The sequence below is a fragment of the Vibrio chemaguriensis genome, from assembly GCF_012275705.1.
Classification (GTDB): Bacteria; Pseudomonadota; Gammaproteobacteria; order Enterobacterales; family Vibrionaceae; genus Vibrio; species Vibrio diabolicus.
This window is the reverse complement of the sequence record NZ_SHOE01000008.1, coordinates 144,945-169,730: the sequence shown is the minus strand read 5'-3', so window position 1 is coordinate 169,730 and position 24,786 is coordinate 144,945. Positions and strand designations below refer to the sequence as shown.

23 protein-coding genes are annotated in these 24,786 nt (G+C 44.6%); 8 read left to right on the top strand and 15 right to left on the bottom strand.

Annotation, left to right across the window (positions count from 1 at the left end):
- Positions 1–12: 12 nt before the first annotated feature.
- The 3 genes from EX191_RS09970 (at position 13) to EX191_RS09960 (ending at position 2,988) form a co-directional block, all read left to right on the top strand.
- A complete protein-coding gene (locus tag EX191_RS09970) occupies positions 13–1,683 on the top strand; it encodes a sensor histidine kinase (RefSeq protein WP_193447660.1) in 1,671 nt (556 codons plus the stop codon).
- 31 nt (positions 1,684–1,714) lie between these two features.
- Positions 1,715–2,443, top strand: coding sequence for a two-component system response regulator BtsR (btsR, locus tag EX191_RS09965; RefSeq protein WP_006743107.1), 729 nt, complete (start codon positions 1,715–1,717; stop codon positions 2,441–2,443).
- 71 nt (positions 2,444–2,514) lie between these two features.
- Positions 2,515–2,988: an arsenate-mycothiol transferase ArsC gene (locus EX191_RS09960; protein ID WP_193447659.1), complete on the top strand. Its 474-nt coding sequence runs from the start codon at positions 2,515–2,517 to the stop codon at positions 2,986–2,988.
- Between the two features lie 46 nt (positions 2,989–3,034).
- On the opposite strand, the gene ispH is transcribed toward EX191_RS09960, so the two are convergent.
- The 6 genes from ispH to murJ form a co-directional block, all read right to left on the bottom strand.
- Positions 3,035–4,000, bottom strand: a complete 966-nt coding sequence (gene ispH / locus EX191_RS09955) for a 4-hydroxy-3-methylbut-2-enyl diphosphate reductase (RefSeq protein WP_193447658.1) — start codon at positions 3,998–4,000, stop codon at positions 3,035–3,037.
- Positions 4,001–4,023: 23 nt separating this feature from the next.
- On the bottom strand, positions 4,024–4,455 hold the full coding sequence (gene fkpB / locus EX191_RS09950) for an FKBP-type peptidyl-prolyl cis-trans isomerase (RefSeq protein ID WP_012842130.1): 432 nt from the start codon (positions 4,453–4,455) through the stop codon (positions 4,024–4,026).
- A 156-nt stretch (positions 4,456–4,611) separates the two neighbouring features.
- Positions 4,612–5,121, bottom strand: coding sequence for a signal peptidase II (gene lspA, locus EX191_RS09945; protein WP_012842131.1), 510 nt, complete (start codon positions 5,119–5,121; stop codon positions 4,612–4,614).
- A gap of 73 nt (positions 5,122–5,194) precedes the next feature.
- Complete coding sequence (ileS, locus tag EX191_RS09940; RefSeq protein ID WP_170892373.1) at positions 5,195–8,023, bottom strand: isoleucine--tRNA ligase; 2,829 nt, start codon at positions 8,021–8,023, stop codon at positions 5,195–5,197.
- A 64-nt stretch (positions 8,024–8,087) separates the two neighbouring features.
- Positions 8,088–9,023 carry a bifunctional riboflavin kinase/FAD synthetase gene (gene ribF, locus EX191_RS09935; RefSeq protein ID WP_006743103.1) on the bottom strand — a complete coding sequence of 312 codons (936 nt, stop codon included), beginning with the start codon at positions 9,021–9,023 and terminating at the stop codon, positions 8,088–8,090.
- A 70-nt stretch (positions 9,024–9,093) separates the two neighbouring features.
- Positions 9,094–10,656 (bottom strand): murein biosynthesis integral membrane protein MurJ, encoded by a 1,563-nt coding sequence (gene murJ, locus EX191_RS09930; RefSeq protein ID WP_074192056.1) that lies wholly within the window; start codon positions 10,654–10,656, stop codon positions 9,094–9,096.
- A gap of 305 nt (positions 10,657–10,961) precedes the next feature.
- On the opposite strand from murJ, the gene rpsT reads away from it, so the two are divergent.
- The gene (gene rpsT, locus EX191_RS09925) at positions 10,962–11,222 is read left to right on the top strand and encodes a 30S ribosomal protein S20 (protein WP_005381938.1); all 261 of its coding nucleotides are present in this window, start codon (positions 10,962–10,964) and stop codon (positions 11,220–11,222) included.
- Between the two features lie 306 nt (positions 11,223–11,528).
- Here the strand turns inward: rpsT and EX191_RS09920 are convergent, their stop codons facing one another.
- Positions 11,529–11,831 (bottom strand): ArsR/SmtB family transcription factor, encoded by a 303-nt coding sequence (locus EX191_RS09920; protein WP_005397309.1) that lies wholly within the window; start codon positions 11,829–11,831, stop codon positions 11,529–11,531.
- Between the two features lie 289 nt (positions 11,832–12,120).
- Positions 12,121–13,011 (bottom strand): transcriptional activator NhaR, encoded by an 891-nt coding sequence (gene nhaR / locus EX191_RS09915; RefSeq protein WP_005381942.1) that lies wholly within the window; start codon positions 13,009–13,011, stop codon positions 12,121–12,123.
- Positions 13,012–13,397: 386 nt separating this feature from the next.
- On the opposite strand from nhaR, the gene EX191_RS09910 reads away from it, so the two are divergent.
- Together EX191_RS09910 and EX191_RS09905 are read left to right on the top strand one after the other, a co-directional pair.
- The gene (locus EX191_RS09910) at positions 13,398–14,543 is read left to right on the top strand and encodes a Na/Pi symporter (protein ID WP_031780616.1); all 1,146 of its coding nucleotides are present in this window, start codon (positions 13,398–13,400) and stop codon (positions 14,541–14,543) included.
- Between the two features lie 148 nt (positions 14,544–14,691).
- Positions 14,692–15,834 carry a flavohemoglobin expression-modulating QEGLA motif protein gene (locus EX191_RS09905; protein WP_193447657.1) on the top strand — a complete coding sequence of 381 codons (1,143 nt, stop codon included), beginning with the start codon at positions 14,692–14,694 and terminating at the stop codon, positions 15,832–15,834.
- 71 nt (positions 15,835–15,905) lie between these two features.
- Here the strand turns inward: EX191_RS09905 and EX191_RS09900 are convergent, their stop codons facing one another.
- The 5 genes from EX191_RS09900 to rppH form a co-directional block, all read right to left on the bottom strand.
- Positions 15,906–16,757 (bottom strand): thymidylate synthase, encoded by an 852-nt coding sequence (locus EX191_RS09900; RefSeq protein WP_005381947.1) that lies wholly within the window; start codon positions 16,755–16,757, stop codon positions 15,906–15,908.
- Positions 16,758–16,766: 9 nt separating this feature from the next.
- A complete protein-coding gene (gene lgt / locus EX191_RS09895; RefSeq protein WP_005381948.1) occupies positions 16,767–17,588 on the bottom strand; it encodes a prolipoprotein diacylglyceryl transferase in 822 nt (273 codons plus the stop codon).
- A gap of 87 nt (positions 17,589–17,675) precedes the next feature.
- On the bottom strand, positions 17,676–18,467 hold the full coding sequence (locus EX191_RS09890) for a sulfite exporter TauE/SafE family protein (RefSeq protein WP_006743341.1): 792 nt from the start codon (positions 18,465–18,467) through the stop codon (positions 17,676–17,678).
- A 6-nt stretch (positions 18,468–18,473) separates the two neighbouring features.
- Entirely contained in the window at positions 18,474–20,720 is a 2,247-nt protein-coding gene (gene ptsP / locus EX191_RS09885; protein WP_047009107.1) for a phosphoenolpyruvate--protein phosphotransferase, read from the bottom strand.
- A gap of 2 nt (positions 20,721–20,722) precedes the next feature.
- Complete coding sequence (gene rppH / locus EX191_RS09880; protein WP_005381953.1) at positions 20,723–21,244, bottom strand: RNA pyrophosphohydrolase; 522 nt, start codon at positions 21,242–21,244, stop codon at positions 20,723–20,725.
- Positions 21,245–21,863: 619 nt separating this feature from the next.
- Between rppH and mutH the strand changes: the two genes are divergently transcribed.
- A complete protein-coding gene (gene mutH, locus EX191_RS09875; RefSeq protein ID WP_005397318.1) occupies positions 21,864–22,544 on the top strand; it encodes a DNA mismatch repair endonuclease MutH in 681 nt (226 codons plus the stop codon).
- Positions 22,545–22,559: 15 nt separating this feature from the next.
- Here the strand turns inward: mutH and EX191_RS09870 are convergent, their stop codons facing one another.
- Positions 22,560–22,871 carry a DUF6482 family protein gene (locus EX191_RS09870; RefSeq protein ID WP_150916300.1) on the bottom strand — a complete coding sequence of 104 codons (312 nt, stop codon included), beginning with the start codon at positions 22,869–22,871 and terminating at the stop codon, positions 22,560–22,562.
- Between the two features lie 154 nt (positions 22,872–23,025).
- Here EX191_RS09870 and EX191_RS09865 point away from each other — a divergent pair, with 154 nt between their 5' ends.
- Entirely contained in the window at positions 23,026–24,060 is a 1,035-nt protein-coding gene (locus EX191_RS09865; protein ID WP_053808599.1) for an NADP(H)-dependent aldo-keto reductase, read from the top strand.
- Between the two features lie 134 nt (positions 24,061–24,194).
- Here the strand turns inward: EX191_RS09865 and EX191_RS09860 are convergent, their stop codons facing one another.
- The gene (locus EX191_RS09860; protein WP_005397324.1) at positions 24,195–24,446 is read right to left on the bottom strand and encodes a hypothetical protein; all 252 of its coding nucleotides are present in this window, start codon (positions 24,444–24,446) and stop codon (positions 24,195–24,197) included.
- Positions 24,447–24,786 lie beyond the last annotated feature (340 nt).

The window sequence follows — 24,786 nt, the reverse complement described above, 5'->3', positions numbered from 1 at the left end:
GTTAGGTTCACTATGGAACTGGTCGTTTCCCTTTTACAACAGATGTGTGTTTACTTAGTTTTGGCTTACATGCTAAGTAAAACGCCAATCATCTTACCTTTGCTGAGTATTTCTTCGCGCTTAAGCCACCGCCTAATTTGTTACGTACTTTTCTCTGGCTTTTGTATTCTCGGCACCTATTTCGGTCTGCATATCAACGACGCTATTGCCAATACTCGAGCGATCGGCGCGGTCATGGGCGGGCTGTTTGGTGGACCTGTTGTAGGTTTCGCCGTCGGATTTACTGGTGGCATCCATCGATACTCTCTTGGTGGCTTTACTGACCTCGCCTGCGCAATTTCAACCACCGCCGAGGGTGTAATTGGTGGCTTGCTCCACGTTTATCTTATCAAGCGAAATAAAGGCGCATTGCTGTTTAATCCAAGCGTTGTATTCAGCGTCACGTTTGTTGCAGAAGTGGTGCAAATGATTTTGCTGCTCGCCGTCGCGAAACCTTTTGATCAAGCCTATGAACTGGTGTCCGCCATTGCAGCACCTATGATCATCGCAAACTCATTTGGTGCGGCGTTGTTCATGAGTATCCTGCAAGACAGAAAAGCGATCTTTGAAAAGTTTTCTGCGACGTTTTCGCGTCGAGCACTCACCATTGCTGATCGCTCAGTGGGAATTCTAAGCAACGGCTTCAACACCGAAAACGCAGAGAAAATCGCGCGTATTATTTATGAAGAAACAAAAGTGGGCGCTGTCGCGATTACCGACCAAGAAAAAATCTTAGCGTTTGTGGGCATTGGCGATGATCACCATAAACCGAACACGCCGATTTCATCGCAAAGCACATTAGACTCCATGGAGAAAAACGACATCATTTATCTTGATGGCGCAGAACGTCCATACCAATGTTCCATCGCAAAAGACTGCAAACTTGGCTCCGCGCTGATCATCCCACTACGTGCGGGAAAAGAGGTCATTGGTACCATAAAGCTGTATGAACCGAAGCTTAAATTGTTCTCCACGGCCAACATGTCAATGGCGGAAGGGATAGCTCAGCTTCTCTCTAGCCAAATCCTGTATGGCGATTACCAACAACAACAAGCCTTACTCGCTCAAGCAGAAATCAAACTGCTTCACGCTCAGGTGAATCCACACTTTTTGTTTAATGCACTCAATACTATTAGTGCGATTACTCGTCGTGATCCTGACAAAGCGCGCGAGCTAATCCAAAATTTATCGCACTTCTTCCGCAGCAATTTAAAGCAGAACATTAATACCGTGACGCTAAAGGAAGAGCTTGCACATGTGAACTCGTACTTGAGCATCGAAAAAGCTCGTTTTACGGACCGCTTAGAGGTTGAAATCGATATTCAACCTGAATTGCTGGACATCAAATTGCCAAGCTTTACACTCCAGCCTTTGGTTGAGAATGCCATTAAACACGGCATTTCAAACATGCTTGAAGGTGGTAAAGTTCATATATACAGCGAAGCACACCCACAAGGTCATTTGATTACCGTCGAAGACAATGCAGGCAGTTTTGAACCGCCAAAAGAAAACCACTCCGGGCTAGGTTTAGAAATTGTCGACAAACGTCTCACTAATCAATTTGGGCGTGATGCATCGCTAAAAATTACGTGCGAGCCACATCAATTTACTAAAATGAGCTTTATCATTCCCCCAAAATCATAAAAGCACTCTGAAGCAATAAAGGTAATGTTGGATGTTAACCGCACTCGTCATTGATGATGAACAGTTTGCTCGTGAAGAGCTGACAGAGTTATTGGATGAAACAGGCCAAGTTGAAGTGGTGGGCAATGCCTCAAACGCGATCCTTGGTCTAAAAAAAATCAATGAGCTCAAACCTGATGTGGTGTTTCTCGATATCCAAATGCCTCAAGTTACTGGGATTGAACTACTTGGAATGCTTGATCCAGAAACCATGCCTTATGTGGTTTTTGTCACGGCTTACGACCAGTATGCAATTCAAGCATTTGAAGACAATGCCTTTGATTACTTGCTCAAACCTGTCGACCCATGCCGTTTAACCAAAACGGTCAAACGGCTAAATAAAGTCATTAGTCAATCCGCCCTAACTCAACAGCTGTCTGCTATTACGCCCGATACTTTAGATCAGATTCCATGCATCGGGCACAACCGTATCGTTATCATGGCCACCGACACGGTAGAATGTGCATACAGTGACATCAGCGGCGTGCATGTACGCTCCACCAGCCAAGCCGCGAGCACTCAACTGACATTAAAAACGCTAGAAGAGAAAACCCCACTGGTACGCTGTCATCGCCAATACTTAGTCAGCATTAAGGCCATCAGCGAAATCAAATTACTCGAAAACGGATTAGCAGAAATCATCACCAAAACTGGCTTTGAGATACCAGTAAGCCGCCGCTACCTTAAAGTGCTCAAAGAGATGCTGGGCATTAGCCACTAACACAAAAAGTTCACACATCACCGCTGAGTTTCCGCTAGCGTATAAATAAGACGCTCCGAAAAGACGAGGCGATGATGTATAAAGTTTTGTTCATATGTAAGCACAATGCTGGACGAAGTGTGCTCGCTGAGTCGATCGCAACCCATATCCTGCCAGCAGATTTTAGTGTCGCCAGCGGTGGGTCTCATCCCACAGGCACAGTTCACCCGGTGGTGCAAAAATATTTAGATGACCACCAACTTCCCATTCCACATATCCACACCCACTCATGGGAAGAGCGAACTCAGTTTCTTCCTGACATCGTGATTATTCTCTGTGACTCTTTACATCAAGAGGCAGCTCCTCAATGGCTTGCGGGGGGCGTTCGAGTAAACTGGCAAGTCGATGCCTTTCCGACTGAAGGTTCTGATGAAGAGGTGTACGCACATTGCGAAAGGGTTGCTCAGTCGCTTGAGCGAAGAATCACGAAGATGTCCGATATGATTATCGATGGTTTAGGGAAAGACCAAATTCGTGATTACCTAAATGAACTGAGAGAGATGTAAAAAAGGCGACCCACTGGTCGCCTTTTGAATATTCGATAAATGGAGATTAATCCACTTGCTTGATTTGCAGTTCTTTGGGTACTTCAAAGAACATATTCTCTTCACGACCAAGCACTTCATCGACCGCTTCGGCACCGACGAGTTCTTTGATTCGCTCTAGAATCTGATTAACGAGCTCTTCCGGAGCAGATGCCCCCGCAGTCACGCCGACCTTTGTTTTGCCTTCGAACCACTCAGGTTTGATATCTTCCGGACAGTCGGTTAAGTAGCCAGGTGTCCCTAGCTTTTCAGCTAGCTCTTTAAGACGTGTAGAGTTTGATGAGTTTCTAGAACCCACCACAACCATCACATCTACGTCACTCGCTAATTCACGTACGGCATCTTGGCGGTTTTGTGTCGCGTAACAGATATCGTCTTTACGTGGTCCTTGGATATCTGGGAAGACGCGGCGTAGCTCTTCGATAACATCGGCAGTTTCATCTACAGAAAGTGTCGTTTGGCTTACGTAATGAAGATCTGATGGATCTTTCACAATCGACTTCAGTTTCTCAACGTCGGCAGGGGTTTCAACCAAGTACATACCACCCGTTTCACTCGCGTACTGCCCCATTGTGCCTTCCACTTCAGGGTGACCTGCGTGACCAATCAGAACCACTTCCATATTGCGGCGGCTTGCTCGCGCTACTTCCATATGCACTTTGGTTACCAAAGGACACGTTGCGTCAAATACCGTCAAATCTCGCTGCTTAGCTTCCTGACGAACCGCCTGCGATACACCATGAGCAGAAAAAATCACAATGTTGTTGTCTGGCACTTCATGCAGCTCTTCAACGAAGACAGCGCCACGTTGCTTTAGCCCTTCAACCACAAAACGGTTATGCACCACCTCATGACGAACATAAATCGGTGGCTGATACATCTCTAGCGCACGCTCTACGATGCTAATCGCACGGTCTACACCAGCACAAAAGCCGCGTGGGTTAGCTAATAGGATTTTCATTTCATTGCTCATGGAAATTATCTTTATTGGGTTCGCTATTCTACTGACAAAATTTCAACTTCGAAAGTCACGTCTTGTCCCGCTAGAGGGTGGTTGAAGTCCACAGTGACTGAATCGCCAGCAATCTCTGTAATAATGCCCGGGATTTCCATGCCATCAGGACCACTGAACGCCATGATTGTACCCACTTCTACTTCTGCATCACCTACAAACTTAGTGCGATCCATATGGTGTACATGGTCTGGGTTTGGCATGCCAAACGCGTCTTCTGCTTTTAGCTCAATCGCTTTTTGTGCGCCTGTTTCTAAGCCTATTAAGCACTGCTCAAAGTTTTCACTCAAGCTGCCATCACCCATAACAAATTTCGCTGGTTTACCCATGTTATGAGTACTATCCGCAACCGATCCGTCTTTCATTTTAATCGTAAAGTGGAGGGTTACTACAGATTCATTGGTTATTGTTGTCACGTTACTGCTTCCTTGTTCTTGGGTTATTACGCTGTCAGCTTGGTCTTTTTATACATTGATATGCTGATTGGCGCTCCAACATAATAAAAAGCGTCGCCCGAATCAACGGGCGACGCTTAGGGTTATTCAACTTTTCGCAATATACACTGCCACTACTTAGGCTTTCGCCTCGTCTTTCTTTCGAAAGCCGTCAAGAATAATCATCGCGGCACCAATACAGATCGTCATGTCTGCAAGGTTGAACGCTGGCCAGTGATAATTACCCCAGAAAAAGTCCAAATAATCTACGACAAACCCATGTATTACTCGGTCGAATACGTTGCCTACTGCGCCACCAATAATCATGGCATAAGCAATATTATTCCATTTCTCTTTCGCTGGTAGTTTGCTCATCCAGTAAGTCAAAAGACCTGTAACGATAAAAGCAATACCTGTAAATAACCAACGTTGCCAGCCCGCTTGATCACTCAAAAAGCTAAAAGCAGCACCATAGTTATGCACGTACAAAAGATTAAAGAATGGCAAAATTTCTATGCGGTTTGCCCAGCCATATCCCATGTTGTTCATTACAACATACTTAATGCCAATATCAGCTAAAAAGATAACCACCGCTAACCATAACCAGCGAATACCAGATTGCTTTAAAGACAGTGCTTTTTCACTCATTACTTTACCTACAAACAGCCCCAGTAAATACTGGGGCTGTTAATTTTAAAAAAAGTTCAGTCGTTCTAGGCAATTACGCGAATTTACGTACTTCACCTTCGCCTTCTACGTTAGACACACAACGACCACAGATTTTCTCGTGACCTTCAATTGTGCCTACGTCTGGCGTGTGGTGCCAACAACGATCACACTTCTCGCCTTCAGCTGCTGCTACTTCAACAAACAAGCCTTCGATATCCGTGGCTTGTGCTGCATCAGTCTTCTCACCTAGAGGCTTAACTTTCGCCGCAGAGGTTAGTAGAACAAAGCGCAGTTCATCTTCAAGTTTGTTGATCTTCGCCGCTAAAGCGTCATCAGCAAATAGAGTCACTTCAGCTTGTAGTGCACCACCGATGGTTTTCTCTTTACGCGCATCTTCTAGAAGTTTGTTTACTGCACCACGAACCGCTTGGATCTCAGCCCAGAATTCATTGTTCAGCTCTTCACCTTCAGCAAGGCCGAATAAACCGTCGAACCACTCACCAGTGAATACGAACTTGTCGCGCTCGCCTGGCATTTCGTTCCAGATTTCATCGGCAGTGAACGACATGATAGGCGCCATCCAACGAACTAGCGCTTCTACGATGTAGTAAAGTGCAGTCTGACAGCTACGTTGAGCGTTGCCGCCACGTTTTGCTGTGTACTGACGGTCTTTAATTACGTCTAGGTAGAAAGAGCCCATTTCGATCGAACAGAATTGCATTAGACGCTGAGTCACACCGTGTGTGTTGTACTCTTCGTATGCTTTAACAATCTCTTCTTGTGCTGCTAGCGCACGACCAACTGCCCAGCGATCTAGCGCAACCATCTCTTCAACAGGAACGATGTCTGTTTCAGGGTTGAAGCCGCTTAGGTTAGCAAGGAAGAAACGCGCTGTGTTACGGATACGACGGTAAGCATCTGCGCTACGTTTTAGGATTTCATCCGAAACCGCAACTTCACCAGTGTAGTCTGTTGAAGCAACCCATAGACGAAGAATGTCAGCACCTAGCTTGTTAGTTACGTCTTTTGGCGCAACCACGTTACCGATAGATTTAGACATCTTACGACCCTGACCATCAACCACGAAACCGTGTGTCAGTACTTGTTTGTAAGGCGCTTCGTCTTTCATCGCGATAGATGAAATTAGAGAAGACTGGAACCAACCACGGTGTTGGTCAGAACCTTCTAGGTATAGGTCTGCACTGTTGCCGTTGTACTCTTCACGAGCATCAACAACGGAGAAGTGAGTGACACCTGAATCGAACCATACGTCTAGCGTATCGAGTACTTTTTCGTATTGGTCAGCGTCAGCACCTAGTAGTTCAGCTGCATCGACATCCCACCATGCTTGGATGCCTTTCTCTTCAACCAGCTTAGCGACTTTCTCGATCAGCTCTAGCGTGTTTGGATGAAGTTCTGCTGTTTCTTTATGAACAAACAGAGCAATTGGCACACCCCAAGTACGTTGACGAGAGATACACCACTCAGGGCGACCTTCGATCATACCTTCGATGCGGCTTTGACCCCACTCAGGCATCCACTCTACGTTCTTGATTGACTCTAATGCTTTAGCACGTAGGCCAGCTTGGTCCATAGAAACGAACCATTGAGGTGTAGCACGGAAGATGATTGGAGTCTTATGACGCCAACAGTGTGGGTAGCTGTGCTCGTAAGCGTGGTGGTGTAGTAGTGCACCTTTTTCTTTTAGTACTTCTACTACTGCATCGTTCGCTTTAAATACGTGCTGACCAGCAAATAGCTCTGTATCTGGTAGGTAAACACCGTTTGAGCCAACTGGGTTTGCTACTTCTAGGTTGTACTTGTTACCAACCGCGAAGTCTTCTTGACCGTGACCAGGAGCAGTGTGAACAACACCAGTACCTGAATCAGTCGTAACGTGATCACCTAGGATCGCCGGTACAGTGAAATCGTAGAATGGGTGTTGGAATTGAGAAAGCTCTAGATCCGCACCTTTAGCAAAGCCAAGATTGTGGAAGTGCTCGATACCCGCACGGTCCATTACGTCTTTCGCTAACTCAGCAGCAACGATGATACGTTCAGGTTGCTCACCTTCAACTTGGATAAGTACATACTCAAGGTCATCACGTAGACACACAGCACGGTTCGCAGGAAGCGTCCAAGGTGTTGTCGTCCAGATGACAATAGAGATATCGCCTTTACCTTCATGGCCTTCAGTCAGCTCAAACTTAGACAGAAGCGCAGCTTCGTCAGCCGCTTTAAAACGAACGTCGATAGATGGCGATACTTTATCTTTGTATTCTACTTCCGCTTCAGCAAGAGCAGAACCACAGTCTGTACACCAGTGAACAGGTTTGAAACCTTTTAGCAGGTGACCTTTGCTTGCGATCTTACCAAGTGCACGGATGATGTTCGCTTCAGTTGCAAAGTCCATAGTGCGGTATGGCTTGTCCCACTCACCCATGATGCCAAGACGCTTGAAGCTCTCTTTTTGACCTTCAACTTGACCTGCAGCGTACTCGCGACATTTCTCGCGGAACTCAGCTGCCGTCACTTTTTGGCCTGGCTTGCCTACTTTCTTCTCTACCATCAATTCGATAGGTAGACCGTGGCAGTCCCAGCCTGGGATGTAAGGTGCGTCAAAACCTGAAAGTGTTTTGGATTTAATAATAATGTCTTTAAGAATCTTGTTTAGTGCGTGACCAATATGAATGTCACCATTTGCGTAAGGAGGGCCATCGTGCAATACGAATGACTTTTTGCCTTTCTTAGCTTTACGGATTTCACCGTAAAGATCTTCTTTGTACCAACGCTTAAGCATTTCTGGCTCACGATTGGCCAGATTGCCGCGCATTGGAAACCCTGTTTCAGGTAAGTTCAGGGTATCTTTATACTCACTCATCGATTCTTAATTCCGTTATATTGGGCGAAAATTAGACATTATGTTGAACGGTGGAATAAACCGCTCAACGCTTAAGCTGACGCAGCCACACCCTTGCTGCTTCAGCATCCAATTCGATTTGTTGTTTAAGTGCTTCAAACGACTCAAACTTTTGCTCATCTCGAAGCTTATGCAAAAGTTCCACTTCTAGTTGCTTGCCATATAAATTGGCATGAAAGTCGAATAAGTGTACTTCTAACTGCTGGCGAACGCCATTGACAGTCGGTCTTTGACCAATATTAGCAACACCACCAACTGGCTTATTTCCTAAGCCAAGCGCTTGAACAACATAGACTCCGGAAACCGGAGAAACACAGCGTTTCAAAGGAATATTCGCAGTAGGAAAACCTATCGTTCTGCCCAGCTTTCTTCCGTGAGAAACACGACCGCTGATGCTGTAGTTTCTTCCCAGCATCTGTTGCGCGGAATGCAAATCGTCACGCGCCAGCGCTTGACGGATAGCCGTACTGCTGACACGTAATTGTTGTAAACAAAAGCTCTGGGTACTCACGACATCAAAACCGTACTTTTCCCCTGCTTCCTGCAGCATGGCAAAGTTGCCAGTTCGGCCTTTGCCAAAGCAGAAATCATCACCAACGACAAGAAACTTAACACCCAAACGCTCGACCAACAAGTCACGGATAAATTCTTCCGCGGTTAAACTTGCAAAATGACGATTGAAATTGACGCAGAGCAAGCGATCAATATCGAGCTTACTCAATTGCACGAACTTATCGCGTAATCGCGTCAACCGTGCAGGTGCCTTGTCTTTGGCAAACAGCTCCATCGGCTGAGGTTCAAAGGTCATCACAACAGAAGGCAATGATAGCCTGTCCGCTTGCTCAGACACTTGCTGCAATACTTGTTGATGGCCTTTATGGACACCATCGAAATTGCCAATAGTCAGCACGCAACCATGATGTCGCGGGGTGATATTGTGAATGCCTCTAATCAGTTCCATTGGATACTGCTTTCTGCCTCTGTTTTTACTTTACACTGTGTGAAACTGACGGATTATATACTAATCACCCTTAGTCTGTCCCAGCTTTTAGGTCTTTTAAGCGTGCACCAGTTAAAAATAGAACCACTAGGTAAACCACGGCTCCTAGAGCGATCAACATTCCTAGTACACCGCTGCGGTGAGCAAAGCTCCAATCGAGCCACACTGACATGTCTTCCAATTGCCATAAGATCGCAGCCACCATCGCCGCACCTGCAATAACCAAACGTATAATAAAGAAGACGGTTCGTTTGGTGATTTGGTATACCCCTGCGATATGTAGACCACGATACAGCAATGCCATATTCACAAACGCCGAAAGTGCCGTCGCGATAGCCAAACCAACGTAACCATAAAAGTACGCAAAAATTGCGTTAAATACCATGTTGGTCACCATCGCAATGATGCCGTACTTTACTGGCGTTTTAGTATCTTGACGCGAGTAATAACCTGGCGCGAGCACCTTAATCAGCATGAAGTTCAACAAACCTGAAGCGTAGGCAAAAAGCGACAATGATGCTTGATGTACGTCTTGAGGAGAAAATTCACCTCTCATAAACAGAACCATCAGCATAGGTTTTGCCAGTACCATCAGACCAAGCATTGCAGGAAGGCCAAGCAAGATCACCATGCGCACCCCCCAATCCATGGTTTGCGCGAAGCCTTCACTTTGTGCGTCAACGTGTTTACGTGAAAGCGCGGGTAAAATCACAGTCGCAATCGCAATACCAAACAGACCTAAAGGAAATTCCAATAAGCGGTCTGAGTAATATAGCCAGCTGATCGAACCGGTTTGCAAAAAACTGGCGATGAACGTATCAAACAACAGGTTAATCTGACTGACCGATACACCAAATAAAGCGGGGATCATCAAAGTACGGATTTTCACTACACCCGGATCGCGCCAGCCCCATTTTGGCTTAACCATGACGCCTGCTTTAATAAGGAAGGGAATTTGGAATAAGAACTGGACCAAACCACCTAAGAAAACACCAATGGAAAGCCCTATTTCTGGCATTTCCATTTGCGGCGAGATAAACCACGCCGCCAAAATAATCATCACATTGAGGAAAACAGGGGTAAAGGAGGAGACAGCAAATTTACCTAATGTATTGAGGATAGCGCCCGATAGAGCGACAAAGGTAATGAACCATAAATAGGGAAAGGTGATTTTGAGCATCACGCTAGCAAGCTCAAACTTTGCTGCAGCCGGGCCACCATGCATCCAGTCAAGGAACCAACCAAAACCAAACACTGCAGTGACCACGCCGGAGCCTAGGACACCTAAAATGGTAACAATAGAGACTATCACCCCTAACGTACCCGCCGCTCTAGCAATCAGTTCCCGAGTTTTATCCATGTCGCCTTGAGCATGGCTTTCCGTTAAAACAGGTACAAACGCTTGGGAAAAAGCCCCTTCAGCAAACAAACGTCGTAAAAAATTAGGAATTTTATTGGCGAAGAAAAAGACGTCTGCGCTTGCTCCTGCCCCCATTAAATTTGCCACTACAACATCACGAACTAGGCCAAGAACGCGGGAAATAAATGTCATAGCACTGACGATCATGCCAGACTTGAGTAGTCGTTTACTCACTGTAACCTCGGAATATCACCATAAGACAGCTAACCCTATACTGTTTCTCTGACAGGTGCTGTAAATAGACGTCAAAAATCTATCCGCGGGTTGTAAGGAATAAGTGTGCCTTTCGCGGATAATTATTAGCATTGGTATAAAAATGCTGTTAGAATCCCCGCCATCTTAACCGCGATAACCTCTCTTACCAAAATTTGTTTTGGCTTAGATCGGTTTTTGCACAAATCATTTGACATTTAAGCGCAAATGAGGGATATTCCTCGCCCTTAAATTGTCACAGAACTAAGTTTTTGGGAGTTAGACCCTTGGCAAATAGTAAATCTGCTAAGAAGCGCGCTATCCAAGCTGAGAAACGTCGTCAGCACAATGCTAGCCGTCGCTCAATGATGCGTACTTACATGAAGAAAACTGTTGCTGCTATCGAAGCAGGCGACAAAGAAGCTGCAACTGCTGCATTCGCTGTAGTTACACCTATCCTAGACCGCATGGCAACTAAAGGCCTTATTCACAAGAATAAAGCAGCTCGCCATAAGTCTCGTTTCGCTGCACAAATCAAAGCTCTTTAATAGAGTCCTGATTTTACAGTGAAGAAAAAACCGACCTTGTGTCGGTTTTTTTATATCTACAAAATTTTCTTAATAAAAAAGCTGGCAATGCCAGCTTTTCTTTTTTCTGCACGCCTATTCAAAGGCATCAGCTTATTTACCTTATAAAGCTCAAACTGGAAAGCACCAATAAAACACTTGAGAACAAAGCAAATTGGTCGATGCGCAGCAACTCTACCATCAAAAGTTTAACGCCACTCTCAAATATTCCAACGAGTTAGATTCACAGCCTAAAATGAACGATATATTAGGTATATGTAATTAACGCTAAGCGCTTTCAGCACAATAAAGACTATGCAGTGTTTTTATTAACGCTTTCACTTCATCACTCTTCAATGTGTAGTACACGGTTTGTGCTTCTTTCCTTGTCGTGACTAGCTCATCACGACGAAGCCAAGCAAGATGCTGAGATAATGCCGACTGGCTTAGCTCTAGCTTTGCACACAGCTCTCCCACGGACAGCTCTTGGTTATGCAGCATACAAAGGATTTGTAGGCGTCTCTCGTTTGCCATCGCTTTGAGCAACACGACGGCTTTTGCGGAGTTCTGCTCCATTTCTTGTAGATTCATGTGTTGGACCTCTAGCTACAACTTACTTATTCCAACCCTGGCCAGCTTGTTGTGTTGCACTGATTTATATATCTAAGAAAATCAAGATACACTTCCAGAGTCTTCATTATTAGAACCTCTAATTTAGTTGTTAGTGATACACCAATATTATCCACCAAAGTGGAGAATTGATGCGCCATCAATAATTAATAGTTTTGCTCACTAAAACAAGTATCTTGAGTTACTTAGGTATTATTTAGAATTATATTTTTATTGATAGTAATCTATTTATTTGCGCAACGATACGGGTTTACTCAAACATTTGACTGAAATCAGCATCACAAACATTTTTTACCGCTGGGTGTTGGATCATTCGTTCCGCAAAAATCACGTAGTACTCTTCTTTTAACCCATCGACATGACCAATTAGCTGTAGATTTCGGTCGTCCTCAATCTCCGACATGTATACGGTCGGCGCTAAGAAAATCACATCATCGTGATACCGTGCGAAAGCCTTCATCAACGCAACATCATCAAATTCTCCCAACACATTAGGCTGAAGACCTTGACGATCAAACCACTGAATAACCTTACGCCCCATTGCTGTTCGGCTTGCAGGAATCAAAAGCTTTTTCTGTTCCAGAATCTCAGGGAAACGCACATTTTCAATTTCAGAAGAGGCGAAAAAGCTCATGCTGCTCTCACCTAGCTTTTTGCTATAAAGGCCAGGGCTTTGAGTTGAGTCAACGGGACAATCCGAGAGGATCATATCCAGCTTGTGCTGAGACAGTCGTTCAAGTAGCAATTCGTGGGTTGACTCATAACAGCGTAAATGAATACTGTTATCTTCCGGGACAGTCGTCATTAGTACTTTACTGACCAAGCGCTTAGATAACGCATCGGCTACGCCAACTTCAAACAGAATGTTCGAGTGCTGACTGTAATTGACGATATCTAACATCTCATAACTCAAACCAAACATTCGGTCGGCGTACTTAAAAACAAGTTGCCCTAACTCAGTTGGCTCAACTGTACGACCATTTCGTTTGGTTAACTTTCCTTTCATGCGTTCTTCAAGCGCTTTAATCTGCCCTGTCACTGTTTGCGGTGTCAGGAAAAGCGCATCGGCCGCTTTAGTTACAGAGCCCTGTTTGCACACCATCCAGAAATAATATAGATGGTTGTAGTTTAGATGTGACATGATCAAGTCCCGAAAAGAAAGTGATGCTTTTTATACCAAATGTGACAGAGACAAACAATAAACTCGACAAAACCATACAGTACATTACAAAAACATAAGTTTTACCGAATATATAAAATTAACACTGTCATAAAAGTTGAACTGAGGCGCATTTTCTTTCTAAAGAAAACGCAAAAACCACACAAAACAAAAGTTAATTTTACTCATTAAATTCAAAGAGTTAAAAACCTTCATTTTTCCCTACTCACACCACTATCAAAAAGAACAATAAAAATTACTCACAGCAAGAAATCTGTAATATTACTGAAATATTTGTTCTCTAACATCGCCCGCAGTTTCAACTACAGACCGAAAAATGAACTGAAAGGTCAACGGAGAAAATTATGATGAACCAAGCTACTTCAACAGTGGCGCCAATTTCGAGCACTGCTCGTTGGTTACGCTGGGCTAACTTGGCATTCATGTTGTATCTGCTTCTTCTAGCAGTATCTATGGTTGGTAGTGGCTTCAAATGGGCAACTGGCGATCAAGCTAAGGTGCTATTTGAGTTTGCCGCTCACCCTGTTGCAGGTCTAATGATCGGCTTGGTGGCAACAGCCTTAATTCAGTCCTCAAGTACTGTAACGTCTATTATTGTAGGTTTAGTTGCAGGTGGCTTACCAGTAGAAACCGCGATTCCAATGGTGATGGGTGCCAATATTGGTACCACAGTGACCAATACGCTTGTTTCTCTTGGTCACGTACGTTGTAAAGAAGAGTTCAAACGTGCATTTGCAAGCGCAACTATTCACGACTTCTTCAACTTACTTGCTGTTGCTATTTTCCTTCCGTTGGAAATGATGTTCGGCATTTTAGAGAAAGTTTCTCATTGGCTTGTTTCTCCACTACTTGCTACTGGCGATATGAGCATTAAAGGCTTCAACTTCATTAAGCCAATAACAAAACCAGTTGTGGGTGCAATCAAAGAGCCACTTTCAACATTCGGTGATACAGTTGGTGGCATCATGCTTATCGTTTTGGGTATTGCGACAATCTTCGTTGCAATTACGGTAATGGGTAAGCTAATGAAGAGCCTAATGGTTGGCCGCGCACGTGAAATTTTGAAAAACGCGATTGGTCGTGGCCCTATTCACGGTATTGTATCGGGTTCAATCGTGACTGTGTTGGTACAATCTTCATCAACAACAACTAGCTTGATGGTTCCACTTGTGGGTACAGGCGTTCTTAAAGTTCGTGATATTTACCCATTCACGCTAGGTGCAAACATTGGTACTTGTATTACGGCGCTACTAGCAGCAACAGCCGTATCGGGTGAGTTTGCGGTATTCGCGCTTCAAATCGCTCTGGTACACCTAGTATTTAATATCATGGCAACGCTGTTTATCTTTGGTATTCCGTTCCTACGTGAAATTCCAGTGAAAGGCGCTGAGATGATTTCTGAAATGGCTATCAAGAACAAAGCTGTTGTCGGTGGCTACCTAATGTCTGTATTCGTTATTTTACCAGGTGCGATCTTAGCCCTAACGACATAACAATAACTTACATACCATCGCTTATTGTTTAGGCTCCACATTGTGGGGCCTTTTTTGCGTTAATGACGCTGTTCAAATTCGTTGTCTGGTGATAATTTGAGCCATACCAGCATACTTATGCTGGGCTACCTCATTTGGAGTCGACAACATGACGCAGCTTAATGGCACTATTTCTGATCAGCTACTCGCAATAGACGAAAACCTAACTCAACTGGTTGCTGATATTGATATCCTCAGTAGCGTGAATCCTCTCAATTATGCTCAGGAAAGAGAGCGCTTTATTAAGAACAAATACTCTCAAGAGCCTAACTTCCAATACTCAACCACCAATCTAGATACTCACAGCGCAAAACGACGTCTGTATGAACTGCCTTTAGAAAATATTCAAGACACCCAATTACAAAAGCTGTACGCGGATGTGATTCAGTCTTACGCAGATAAATTGGATCAAGTGAATACTATCGGTACACAAGAGTTTCTTTATAACTCCTTGCGCTATTACGGAGAGCCGAGCGCCAAAGATATTGCCAACGCCCATTTCATTTTACACCTTCCCACGGAAGAAGAGAGCAAACCGCAGCATGATAGCCGCGCGATAGCACACTTCATGCAAAACTTTGCTCAACGTAATGGATATGAGTGTGAAATACAGGTGTTGGATGGGATGTTAGCAAACGCACTCGTTTCGGGATCTCGAGTCAAAATTAACCACGCAGCATACATCACGACCGATGAGTTAGAGGCTCTCGCACATCATGAAATGGGTGTACACCTTCTTACTACGCTTAACGGTCGTCAACAACCACTAAAGGTCCTGAGCTTAGGGTGCCCAGCTAATACCAACACCCAAGAAGGGCTGGCTATATTGTGTGAATATCTGTCAGGACATTTCAGTATCAAACGCCTAAGAACCTTAGCCTTACGAGTCCTGGCGGTAGAGTCGATGATCAAGGATCGCGATTTCCGCCATACGTTCATGCTATTAAAAGAACAGTATAAAACGTCTGACCTTCAAGCATTTACAACGACTGCTCGTGTGTATCGAGGAGGCGGTTTGACGAAGGATTACTTGTACCTCAGAGGGTTCCGAGAGGTGCTCAATGCCTACGATAAACTGGGCAATGACTTTTCATTGTTGCTATGTGGGAAAACAGAACTGAAGTATTTTGAGCTTATCCGCTCATTAGTGAACAAACAAATATTCACCCAACCCAAGTTTATTAGCCCGGCACTGTCTGCACCGAAGCAGACCAACCCTATTCACCGCTATATTGTCAGTGCACTCAAGTAATATCTTCAAAGTACGAAAAAGCAAAAAAGCTCCATTCGGAGCTTTTTTCATATCTTGAAGAACAACACTGGTTACACTGAGAATGGGTAACGAATAGGGTCGTGATGCTCGTATCCTTCAACCCAAAAATCATCCAGTGTGACCCATGTTTCCAGATCTTCTAGAGATTTAATCTCTGGATTGATGTGGAACGTCGGCGCTTTTAATGGTTCACGTTTCAACTGAACATCACGCATCAGTTCAAGCTGATCTTCATAAATGTGCGCATTCACAATCTTATGAAATGCCTGACCAGGTTTCTTGCCCGTGATTTGCGCCATGATCGCCAAGAACACGTAAACTTGAACCATATTGAAGTTTAAGCCAAGCGGTACATCACACGAACGCTGAGTACTGTTCAGGTATAGCGTATCATCCAGCAATGAAAAATGGTGGCTATACATGCAAGGACGCAAGCACCCCATGTGGAATTCACCCGGGTTGTAGAAGTTCAAGATTTCACCGCGATCATCAACACCACGCGTTAAGTCATCCACTATCTTGCGTAATTGGTCAACATGCCCGCCATCAGGCTTCGCCCATGCGCGCCCTTGGACACCGTAGACACGGCCCATGTCGTCTTCACCTTTACGGTATGGGTTATTTAACCAAGCATCATTTAGGTTGGCATTGGCATCCCAGGTTTTCGTGCCCAGCTTACGAAAATCTTCCGCATTATCGTAACCACGAATATACCCTAGTAGCTCTGCAACGGCCGCTTTCCAAAAACTTTTACGTGTGGTTACCAACGGAAATTGATTGTTCGCAACATCGTAGGTTAAATCCGCGTTGATTACGGTCAGGCAGCGCTTGCCTGTACGCTCATTTTCAACCCAAACACCTTGGTCAACGATGCGTTGACACAAATCTAAATACTGTTTCACACCAATACCTTACTTCGTCTTTTGTGGTAACTCGTCTTTGTAATGACCACGTTTGTATGCCCAAACCATCATTAGGACACCGATAACCACCATTGGCAGGGATAGAATCTGTCCCATGGAAATAAAGCCACCGAATAAACCCAAATGAGCGTCTGGTTCGCGCACGTACTCAACTAGGAAGCGGAATGTACCATATCCAGCTAAAAATAGCCCTGAAACAGAACCTAGAGGACGAGGTTTCTTGATGAACCAATTCAAGATGAAGAAAAGTACGATACCTTCAAGCGCCATTTCATAAAGCTGCGATGGATGACGTGGCAGTGGACCACCATTTGGGAAAACGATCGCCCAAGGCACATCCGTTACTCGGCCCCACAATTCGCTGTTCATGAAGTTACCTAAACGCCCCATACCCAAACCAAATGGCACAAGCGGCGCGATAAAGTCGGCAACGCCGAAGAACGTTCGCCCGTTTTTGTGTGCATACCAGAACATCGCGGTAATCACACCCAGTAAGCCACCGTGGAAAGACATACCACCGGTCCACACTTTAAACAAATACAAAGGGTCAGCCAGGAAAAGCTCAAAATTGTAGAAAAGCACGTAGCCAACACGGCCACCAATCACCACGCCAAGGAAGCCTGCGAACAACAAATCAGAAACCTGTTCTCGTGTCCAACCACTTCCCGGCTTATCCGCACGTCGGTTCGCCAACCATAGGGCGAACATAAAGCCCACAAGGTACATCAAACCGTACCAACGAACCGAAACAGGACCAATAGAGATTAAAACCGGATCAATATTGGGAAATTCAATATATCCCTGAGACATAAATCATTCTCTTCTTATCACAACAAAATAAATATACCCAAGTAACCTCTAGATGCTTGGTTCAGCGAGAATGACTTGGGTACAAACTTAGAGCAGCATGGTCGCTGCTACAAACATTAAGAACACCGCGAATATCTTTTTTAATACCGCAGTTGGAAGGTTAGTTGCCAGCTTCGCACCCACTTTTGTCGTGAGCATCGAGGCCATGGCAATAGCTAATAATGCTGGAAGATAAACATAGCCAATACTGTATGAAGGTAAGCCTTCCACTTTATAGCCATGTAAGATGAAACCGATCATACCAGAAATAGCAATCACGCAACCACAAACGGAAGATGAACCCACCGCTTTACGCATTTCTATCCCGTGTTTATTTAAAAATGGGACCGATAGTGAACCACCACCAATACCAGCAAGGCTTGATACAACGCCAATCCCCGTGCCATACGCAACGGTCACCGGGCTGCTCGGCATAGGTTTACTGCTCGTAACTTTAATGGAACGGAACATTTGTACTGACAGGCAAAGAACAATGACACCAAATACTTTCGGCAAGTAGTGCGTAGGGATCCACTCAGCAATATTGGCACCGACAAAACCACCTATAACCACACCTGGCATCAACCATTTTACGACGAACATATCGACATTGCCGAGCTTAAGGTGATTCATCGCCGATGAGCCTGACGTGACAATAATACTCGCTAACGAAGTGGCTAGGGCCATGTGCATACTCATTTCTGGAGAGATTCCAGCAAGAGGAAGCAAATACAACAAGGCAGGAACAACTATCAAACCACCACCGATACCGAGTAACCCCGCCATCACACCCACAAAAGCGCCTAGCGCCAACAATAACAAAAATAAAGAGACGGTCACGATTTCCTACTTTTTACCTGCACGGATAAAGCCCGCAAAACCCTGTTGGATGAAGAAGTCATGCATCATTTGATGAATGTCCTCCCCGTAGGACTTTGTCATTGCTTGCTCCGCTAATTTTTCTAATTCTTCTTGTTGGCTATGACGAATCAAATATTTCACCTTAGCCACGTTGGAGGTGTTCATACTCAAACTGGTATACCCTAACCCAAGTAAGAGAAGAGCGCCAAATGGGTCGCCAGCTAACTCACCACAAATACACACTGGCACCTGATACTTATCGCACACGTCATGGATTTGCTTAAGCGCTAGCAGTACCGCAGGATGCATAGATTCATAGACATCCGCGACGCGGGAATTGTTCCTATCAACTGCTAATAAATACTGGGTTAAATCGTTTGTCCCGACAGAAACAAAATCAACACGGTGAGCAATCGTTGGCAATAAATACACCATTGATGGCACTTCGATCATGACCCCAACTTGTGGAAACTGAATTCTATCATCAAGCAACACGGCTTCGCTGTGAGCTTGATTAATCAAGCTAATGGCATCGTCTAACTCTTTTACCCCTGACACCATTGGCAATAAAATACTTAAGTTTCCGCTTTCTGCACTCGCTCTTAACATTGCACGCAGCTGGATCAAGAAAATGTCTGGATGATCCAATGTAAAACGAATGCCACGCCAGCCTAGAAACGGATTATCTTCTTCGATGGGCAAATACGGCAAAGGTTTGTCACCACCAATATCCAAAGTGCGCATCACCACTCGTTGATTCGGATAACTGTTGAGTATCGCTTGGTATTGATGATACTGCTCATCTTCGGACGGAAAGTGATGTTGAAGTAAAAATGCAATCTCAGTTCGGTACAACCCAACACCATCAACTCCTGTATTGATGGCAATATTACTGTCTGCACTGAGCCCCGCATTGAGCATAATTTCGATGTGGTGATTGTCTTGCGTAACCGCTGGGAGTGCGAGGTCCTTGTTTACCATTGCAAACAATTCTGACTCTTCACTCACTAAGCTGCGATACTCTCGCAATAATTGACGGTTTGGCTCTAGGAAGATCTCGCCCGTATAACCATCCACTATCCCGAGTTTGCCATTCACCACATCCGGATTAATGTTGGCGCCCATGACTGCAGGGACCCCAAGAGCTCGAGATAAAATGGCAGCGTGAGAGTTTGCGCCTCCCTCTAATGATACGACAGCTAACAAAAACTCTTTAGGTACAGAAGCGAGCAAGGTGGCAGTGAGTTCGTTCGCCACCAAAATAATGGGACGATCAATTGCAGAATTTTCTTGCTCACTGTTATGTAGAAAATAGAGCAGCCTTTGCCCTAACTCTCGGATGTCTTGCGCTCTCTCTCGCATGTAGACATCCGACATTCTGGCAAATCGATTCGAGTATGATTCTACCACTTGGCGTAACGCCCAATCTGCCCTGTCTCCTTTTTCAATCTGCTTCTTCAAATCACCACGAAGCATCGGGTCATTGAGTAAGTGCGTAAACAGATCGAAGATCGCCAGCGCATCTTTGTTGATTTCACTGTCCAGCTTTTTCCGCATACGGCGAAAATCATTTAACGCTCGCTCTATGGCCACCAGCAATGTCTCGTGCTCACGTTCCTTATCTAACGTGGACGATGGGAAAACATCCGATAAACTCGGTTGGGTATTGTCGAACCAAAACTCTCCAATCGCGACACCAGTAGATGCAGGCAAACCTTTTAATACCGTGGGTTTAGATGCCAACTGCCAATGCCCAAGATTCTGCGCATGCGCAATAAGCACTGCTAGCTGAGCGGACAACGTGACAAGAAACGACTCTTCCATTTCACTGAACAAGCGCGGTGTTTTTTGCTGGATCACCAACACACCTAAAACTTGTTTTCGATGAATGATTGGAGTGGCTAAAAAGGAGTGGTAAATCTGTTCGCCGAGTTGAGGGAAGAATTTAAACTCGGGATGTTTTGAGGCTTCGGCAAGGTTGAGTGGCTCTGCGCTTCGTTTAACCAACCCAACCAAGCCTTCATTGAAGTTGATATGAATACTATCACCTTCAAAAATAAGGCCTTGAGTTGCCATTAACTCAAGGCGCTGCATTTCTTCATTAGCAAGATAGATAGTACAGCACTCAGTGCGAAGGGCAGCACAAGTCTCTTTCACCAATATATCGAGTGCCAGATGCACATCATCGACCCTGGAGACTTTCTCAACTATTTCCCTTAGCTGACTGAGCATGATTATCCTCTACGTTGCTTTTTTCTTTTCCCTTTCGCTTTTCTCTCTCGAAAAGGCATGGCTAAGGATGCAAACTCTTTCATCGCTCGTCGATAAACATCTCGCTTGAAAGAAACAACTTGCCTAACTGGATACCAGTAACTCACCCAGCGCCAACCATCAAATTCAGGGGATTTTCCGCGTTGCATATTAATACGAGATTCATCGCATTCTAATCTCAGCAGAAACCATTTCTGTTTTTGGCCGATACAAACAGGCTTGGAGTCCCAACGCACCAATCGCTTTGGTAGCTTATATCTTAACCAATGACGACTTGTTGCAATGATCTTAACGTCTTTTTTCGTTAAACCGACTTCTTCGTATAACTCCCTGAACATGGCTTGTTCAGGGGTTTCACCTTCGTCAATCCCACCTTGTGGAAATTGCCATGAGTGTTGCCCGTATCGTTTAGCCCAGAAGACCTGACCATGGTTATTACATATCACAATACCAACATTAAGTCGGTAACCATCGCCATCTATCACTGGCTAACCTCTATGAATAAATTTTTTATTACCGTGATTTTTCCACATATCCCCATTACTAGCAAACTTACTGATGTGATATGAGCAAGATTTATTACCTTTTCACCATATTTGGATATCTTTTAATCAAGCCATACCTTATCAACACAAGAGTGAGACATTGCCCACATTTATTCACCTTTTCTGTGAATAACTTTGTGAAGAATTCAATTCAAATGAGTAATTCTGTTCAACCCCATCACAAGAAAAACAAATAAAGAAACAAAAAAACAAACATAAAACATTGATAAAAAAGTCTTTATTTTAAAAAATAGCGATAAATCGATCTTCAGTTTCTTGATGATCTTTTCACCAAACTCAGATCGGTCAAAGATCCACCAATAGGCTATTTATCCACACTCACCTGCTATTCGTTTAGATGATTACAACAAAATCAACCCCAAAAATGCATTTTAACCCCTGTTTATTCATACAGACCCCGTCAGGATCTTATCAATACCTCCTCCATCTGTGGATAAGTTATGAATTGATCGTTCTTACACCGCCTCGGTGAAATCTTAAACAGTAGATTTGGCCGGAGTTTGATAAACTATATTTTTTGTAATACCACCTTGTGACTATGAAACCAGAACCACAAACAGAAGCAGAGCTATTGGAACGAGCGCATGATATGGCAGGACTCAGTTTTGCTGAGTTGGCCGCCGAGGCGAATATGATTGTTCCTGAAAACTTAAAACGTGATAAAGGTTGGGTGGGTCAATTACTCGAATGGCACTTGGGCGCCCCAGCTGGCAGTAAACCTCAACAAGATTTCGCTAAGCTAGGGATCGAGCTGAAAAGTATTCCGATCAGTCACTCTGGCAAACCGTTGGAAACAACCTTTGTTTCGGTGGCTCCTCTCACAGGTGTTCATGGTCTTACATGGGAAACAAGCCACGTACGCAACAAGCTGTCTCGTGTGCTTTGGGTACCAGTGGAAGGGGAACGAGAAATTCCACTTGCAGAAAGACGTGTTGGTAGCCCACTGATTTGGTCACCAGACGACGACGAAGAGCGTATTTTACGAAACGACTGGGAAGAGCTAATGGAGATGATCGTCTTGGGGAAATTTGATCAAATTTCCGCCAGACACGGAGAAGCGCTGCATCTTCGCCCTAAAGCCGCGAATGCAAAAGCACTCACCGAAGCATACAGCTCAAATGGCAAGCCGATAAAAACTCTGCCCCGAGGTTTTTACCTCAGAACACAGTTTACTGAGCAGATCTTACTCAAGCACTACATCAGCACGCCATCTGAGTAATGTTGTTTCCGCCATTTAGTGCGTCACGAGCGATAACTCGATATCACAGTACGAGGCTGCCTCTTCAGTGCCACATTCGTCATACGCATTGTGCAGCCTTAAGTACGCTTTATCTACCCCTAACCTCAGCAGCTCTTCTTTCACCAAATCTAGCGAACCGAAATGTATCGGCTCTTCACCGTCTTTAATCGGCTCAAGTTGATGCTTGTACTCCACTGCTAGCAAATAGTCAGAGACATCAGAACACCCAATCACAAATACTTTGGGAGTTTTATAAGTATCTTTATGGGGACCGTGTAACCACATGTCCAATTGATGCTTCTGCATAACGTACCTCCTTCACACGATCATTTAAGTGTAGTTAGGCTATGTATAGCTTTCGAGTTTGGTCTTCCTTTATACGTAAATCATTTGCGATAGCGGTTAAAAATCCCCTATATTGGAATCACTTATTTAGTCGGTAACTCTTCAAGGACGTGATATGCAATACACAAAACTACCGCACTCATCACTTGAGATCAGTAAAATCTGCCTCGGAACCATGACGTTTGGCGAGCAAAATACAGAAAAGGACGCCTTTGAACAGCTCGACTTTGCCCTTGATCATGGGGTGAATTTCATTGATACCGCAGAGATGTACCCTGTACCTCCCAAAGCGGAAACGCAAGGACTCACCGAGCAATACATCGGTAATTGGTTAGCAAAGAGCGGCAAACGTGAAAAAGTTGTGCTGGCAACAAAAGTGGCTGGCCCTCGTGGTGTCCCTCACATCCGAGACAACATGAGCCTTAATCGTCGCCACATCCATACAGCAATTGATGACAGCCTTAACCGCCTGCAAACGGATTATGTCGATTTATACCAATTACATTGGCCTCAACGTCAAACTAACTGCTTTGGTCAACTCAACTACCCATACCCTGACAAACAAGAAGAAGTCACGTTAATTGAAACATTGGAAGCGCTTACAGAATTAGTGAATGCAGGCAAAGTACGCTATATCGGCGTATCAAACGAGACGCCGTGGGGTGTGATGTCGCTACTGCGTTTGGCAGAGAAACACGATTTGCCAAGAATTGTCTCCATTCAAAACCCATATAACTTATTGAACCGCAGCTTCGAAGTTGGCTTGTCTGAAATCAGCCACTATGAAGGTGTCCAGCTACTGGCCTACTCTCCTTTGGCATTTGGCTGCCTGAGTGGTAAATACCTAAACGGGGCAAAACCTGAAGGCGCTCGATGCACGAAGTGGGAGCGTTTTGCGCGCTACTTCACTCCACAAGGTGTTAAAGCGACCGAAGCTTACGTCAATTTAGCTCAAGAGCATGGTTTGGATCCTGCACAAATGGCACTCGCATTTGTCAATCAGCGCCCATTTGTAGCATCTAATATTATCGGCGCGACCAACCTCAACCAATTAAAAGCCAACATCGACAGTATTGATCTAAAACTAAGCGATGAGCTCCTTACTGAGATTCAAGCAATTGGTACAACCTACTCGAATCCTTGCCCTTAAAAGTAAAGCTCCCCTCAAACGAAAACAGCTGACCTTCAAGGTCAGCTGTTTATCAAATGAAGTATGACTTCATATCGCACGTTAAGCGTGTTGAATGACTCGATAGCAACTCAGTCAGTCCAACACGCTAACGATTACGTCATTATTCGCGACGTTAAAACTCGACGAAGGTGACGAACTCGACGTTCAACTTTTACTGCATCCGGAACATTGGCGCGTGTGGAACGACCATCGCTATCTAAACCAATATCTCTCAATAAATGAACATTCGTCCATGGAACATCATGAGCAGTGCGACGTATGGTTCGCTGCCATTGCTTTTCTTCGCGTTTAAGGTCTGCTTTCAATAGCAAAGTTGCCAGTTGTAGGTAAATAGAGTGACGCATAATATTTTCTCCGATTATCGATGTATTCGACTGGGAAAAATAGTGCGTAAAATGAACAGAGGTGTTCTGTTGATACTAAGCCGCTACTTTTCCGCAGCCTAGTAATAAAATAGGTTACGGATTAATTTTTATCTTGTGAGCCAGTGGTATTGGTATCATCCGACTTAAGAGTCATCGGAGCGATAGGCATACGATCAGCGCAAGCAGTGGTGTTAACAACGTAATGTTTCATCTTGCGCCTCCTAGCTAAAAATTAATCCGTTTATGAAAGGTATAACTCATTGAGTTACGGTTAAATTGTAAGCTTTGATGAATATATATCAAACATTTTTTGTCTTTT

What these genes read in the sequence shown, in the direction of transcription:
- EX191_RS09860 (WP_005397324.1), bottom strand. Translation starts at nt 24,446, where the DNA reads ATGCGTCACTCTATTTACCTACAACTGGCAACTTTGCTATTGAAAGCA.
- ileS (WP_170892373.1), bottom strand. Translation starts at nt 8,023, where the DNA reads ATGAGTGAGTATAAAGATACCCTGAACTTACCTGAAACAGGGTTTCCA.
- EX191_RS09910 (WP_031780616.1), top strand. Translation starts at nt 13,398, where the DNA reads ATGAACCAAGCTACTTCAACAGTGGCGCCAATTTCGAGCACTGCTCGT.
- lgt (WP_005381948.1), bottom strand. Translation starts at nt 17,588, where the DNA reads ATGTCTCAGGGATATATTGAATTTCCCAATATTGATCCGGTTTTAATC.
- btsR (WP_006743107.1), top strand. Translation starts at nt 1,715, where the DNA reads ATGTTAACCGCACTCGTCATTGATGATGAACAGTTTGCTCGTGAAGAG.
- EX191_RS09970 (WP_193447660.1), top strand. Translation starts at nt 13, where the DNA reads ATGGAACTGGTCGTTTCCCTTTTACAACAGATGTGTGTTTACTTAGTT.
- EX191_RS09960 (WP_193447659.1), top strand. Translation starts at nt 2,515, where the DNA reads ATGATGTATAAAGTTTTGTTCATATGTAAGCACAATGCTGGACGAAGT.
- EX191_RS09865 (WP_053808599.1), top strand. Translation starts at nt 23,026, where the DNA reads ATGCAATACACAAAACTACCGCACTCATCACTTGAGATCAGTAAAATC.
- mutH (WP_005397318.1), top strand. Translation starts at nt 21,864, where the DNA reads ATGAAACCAGAACCACAAACAGAAGCAGAGCTATTGGAACGAGCGCAT.
- ribF (WP_006743103.1), bottom strand. Translation starts at nt 9,023, where the DNA reads ATGGAACTGATTAGAGGCATTCACAATATCACCCCGCGACATCATGGT.
- nhaR (WP_005381942.1), bottom strand. Translation starts at nt 13,011, where the DNA reads ATGTCACATCTAAACTACAACCATCTATATTATTTCTGGATGGTGTGC.
- EX191_RS09920 (WP_005397309.1), bottom strand. Translation starts at nt 11,831, where the DNA reads ATGAATCTACAAGAAATGGAGCAGAACTCCGCAAAAGCCGTCGTGTTG.
- EX191_RS09870 (WP_150916300.1), bottom strand. Translation starts at nt 22,871, where the DNA reads ATGCAGAAGCATCAATTGGACATGTGGTTACACGGTCCCCATAAAGAT.
- ispH (WP_193447658.1), bottom strand. Translation starts at nt 4,000, where the DNA reads ATGAGCAATGAAATGAAAATCCTATTAGCTAACCCACGCGGCTTTTGT.
- lspA (WP_012842131.1), bottom strand. Translation starts at nt 5,121, where the DNA reads ATGAGTGAAAAAGCACTGTCTTTAAAGCAATCTGGTATTCGCTGGTTA.
- EX191_RS09905 (WP_193447657.1), top strand. Translation starts at nt 14,692, where the DNA reads ATGACGCAGCTTAATGGCACTATTTCTGATCAGCTACTCGCAATAGAC.
- ptsP (WP_047009107.1), bottom strand. Translation starts at nt 20,720, where the DNA reads ATGCTCAGTCAGCTAAGGGAAATAGTTGAGAAAGTCTCCAGGGTCGAT.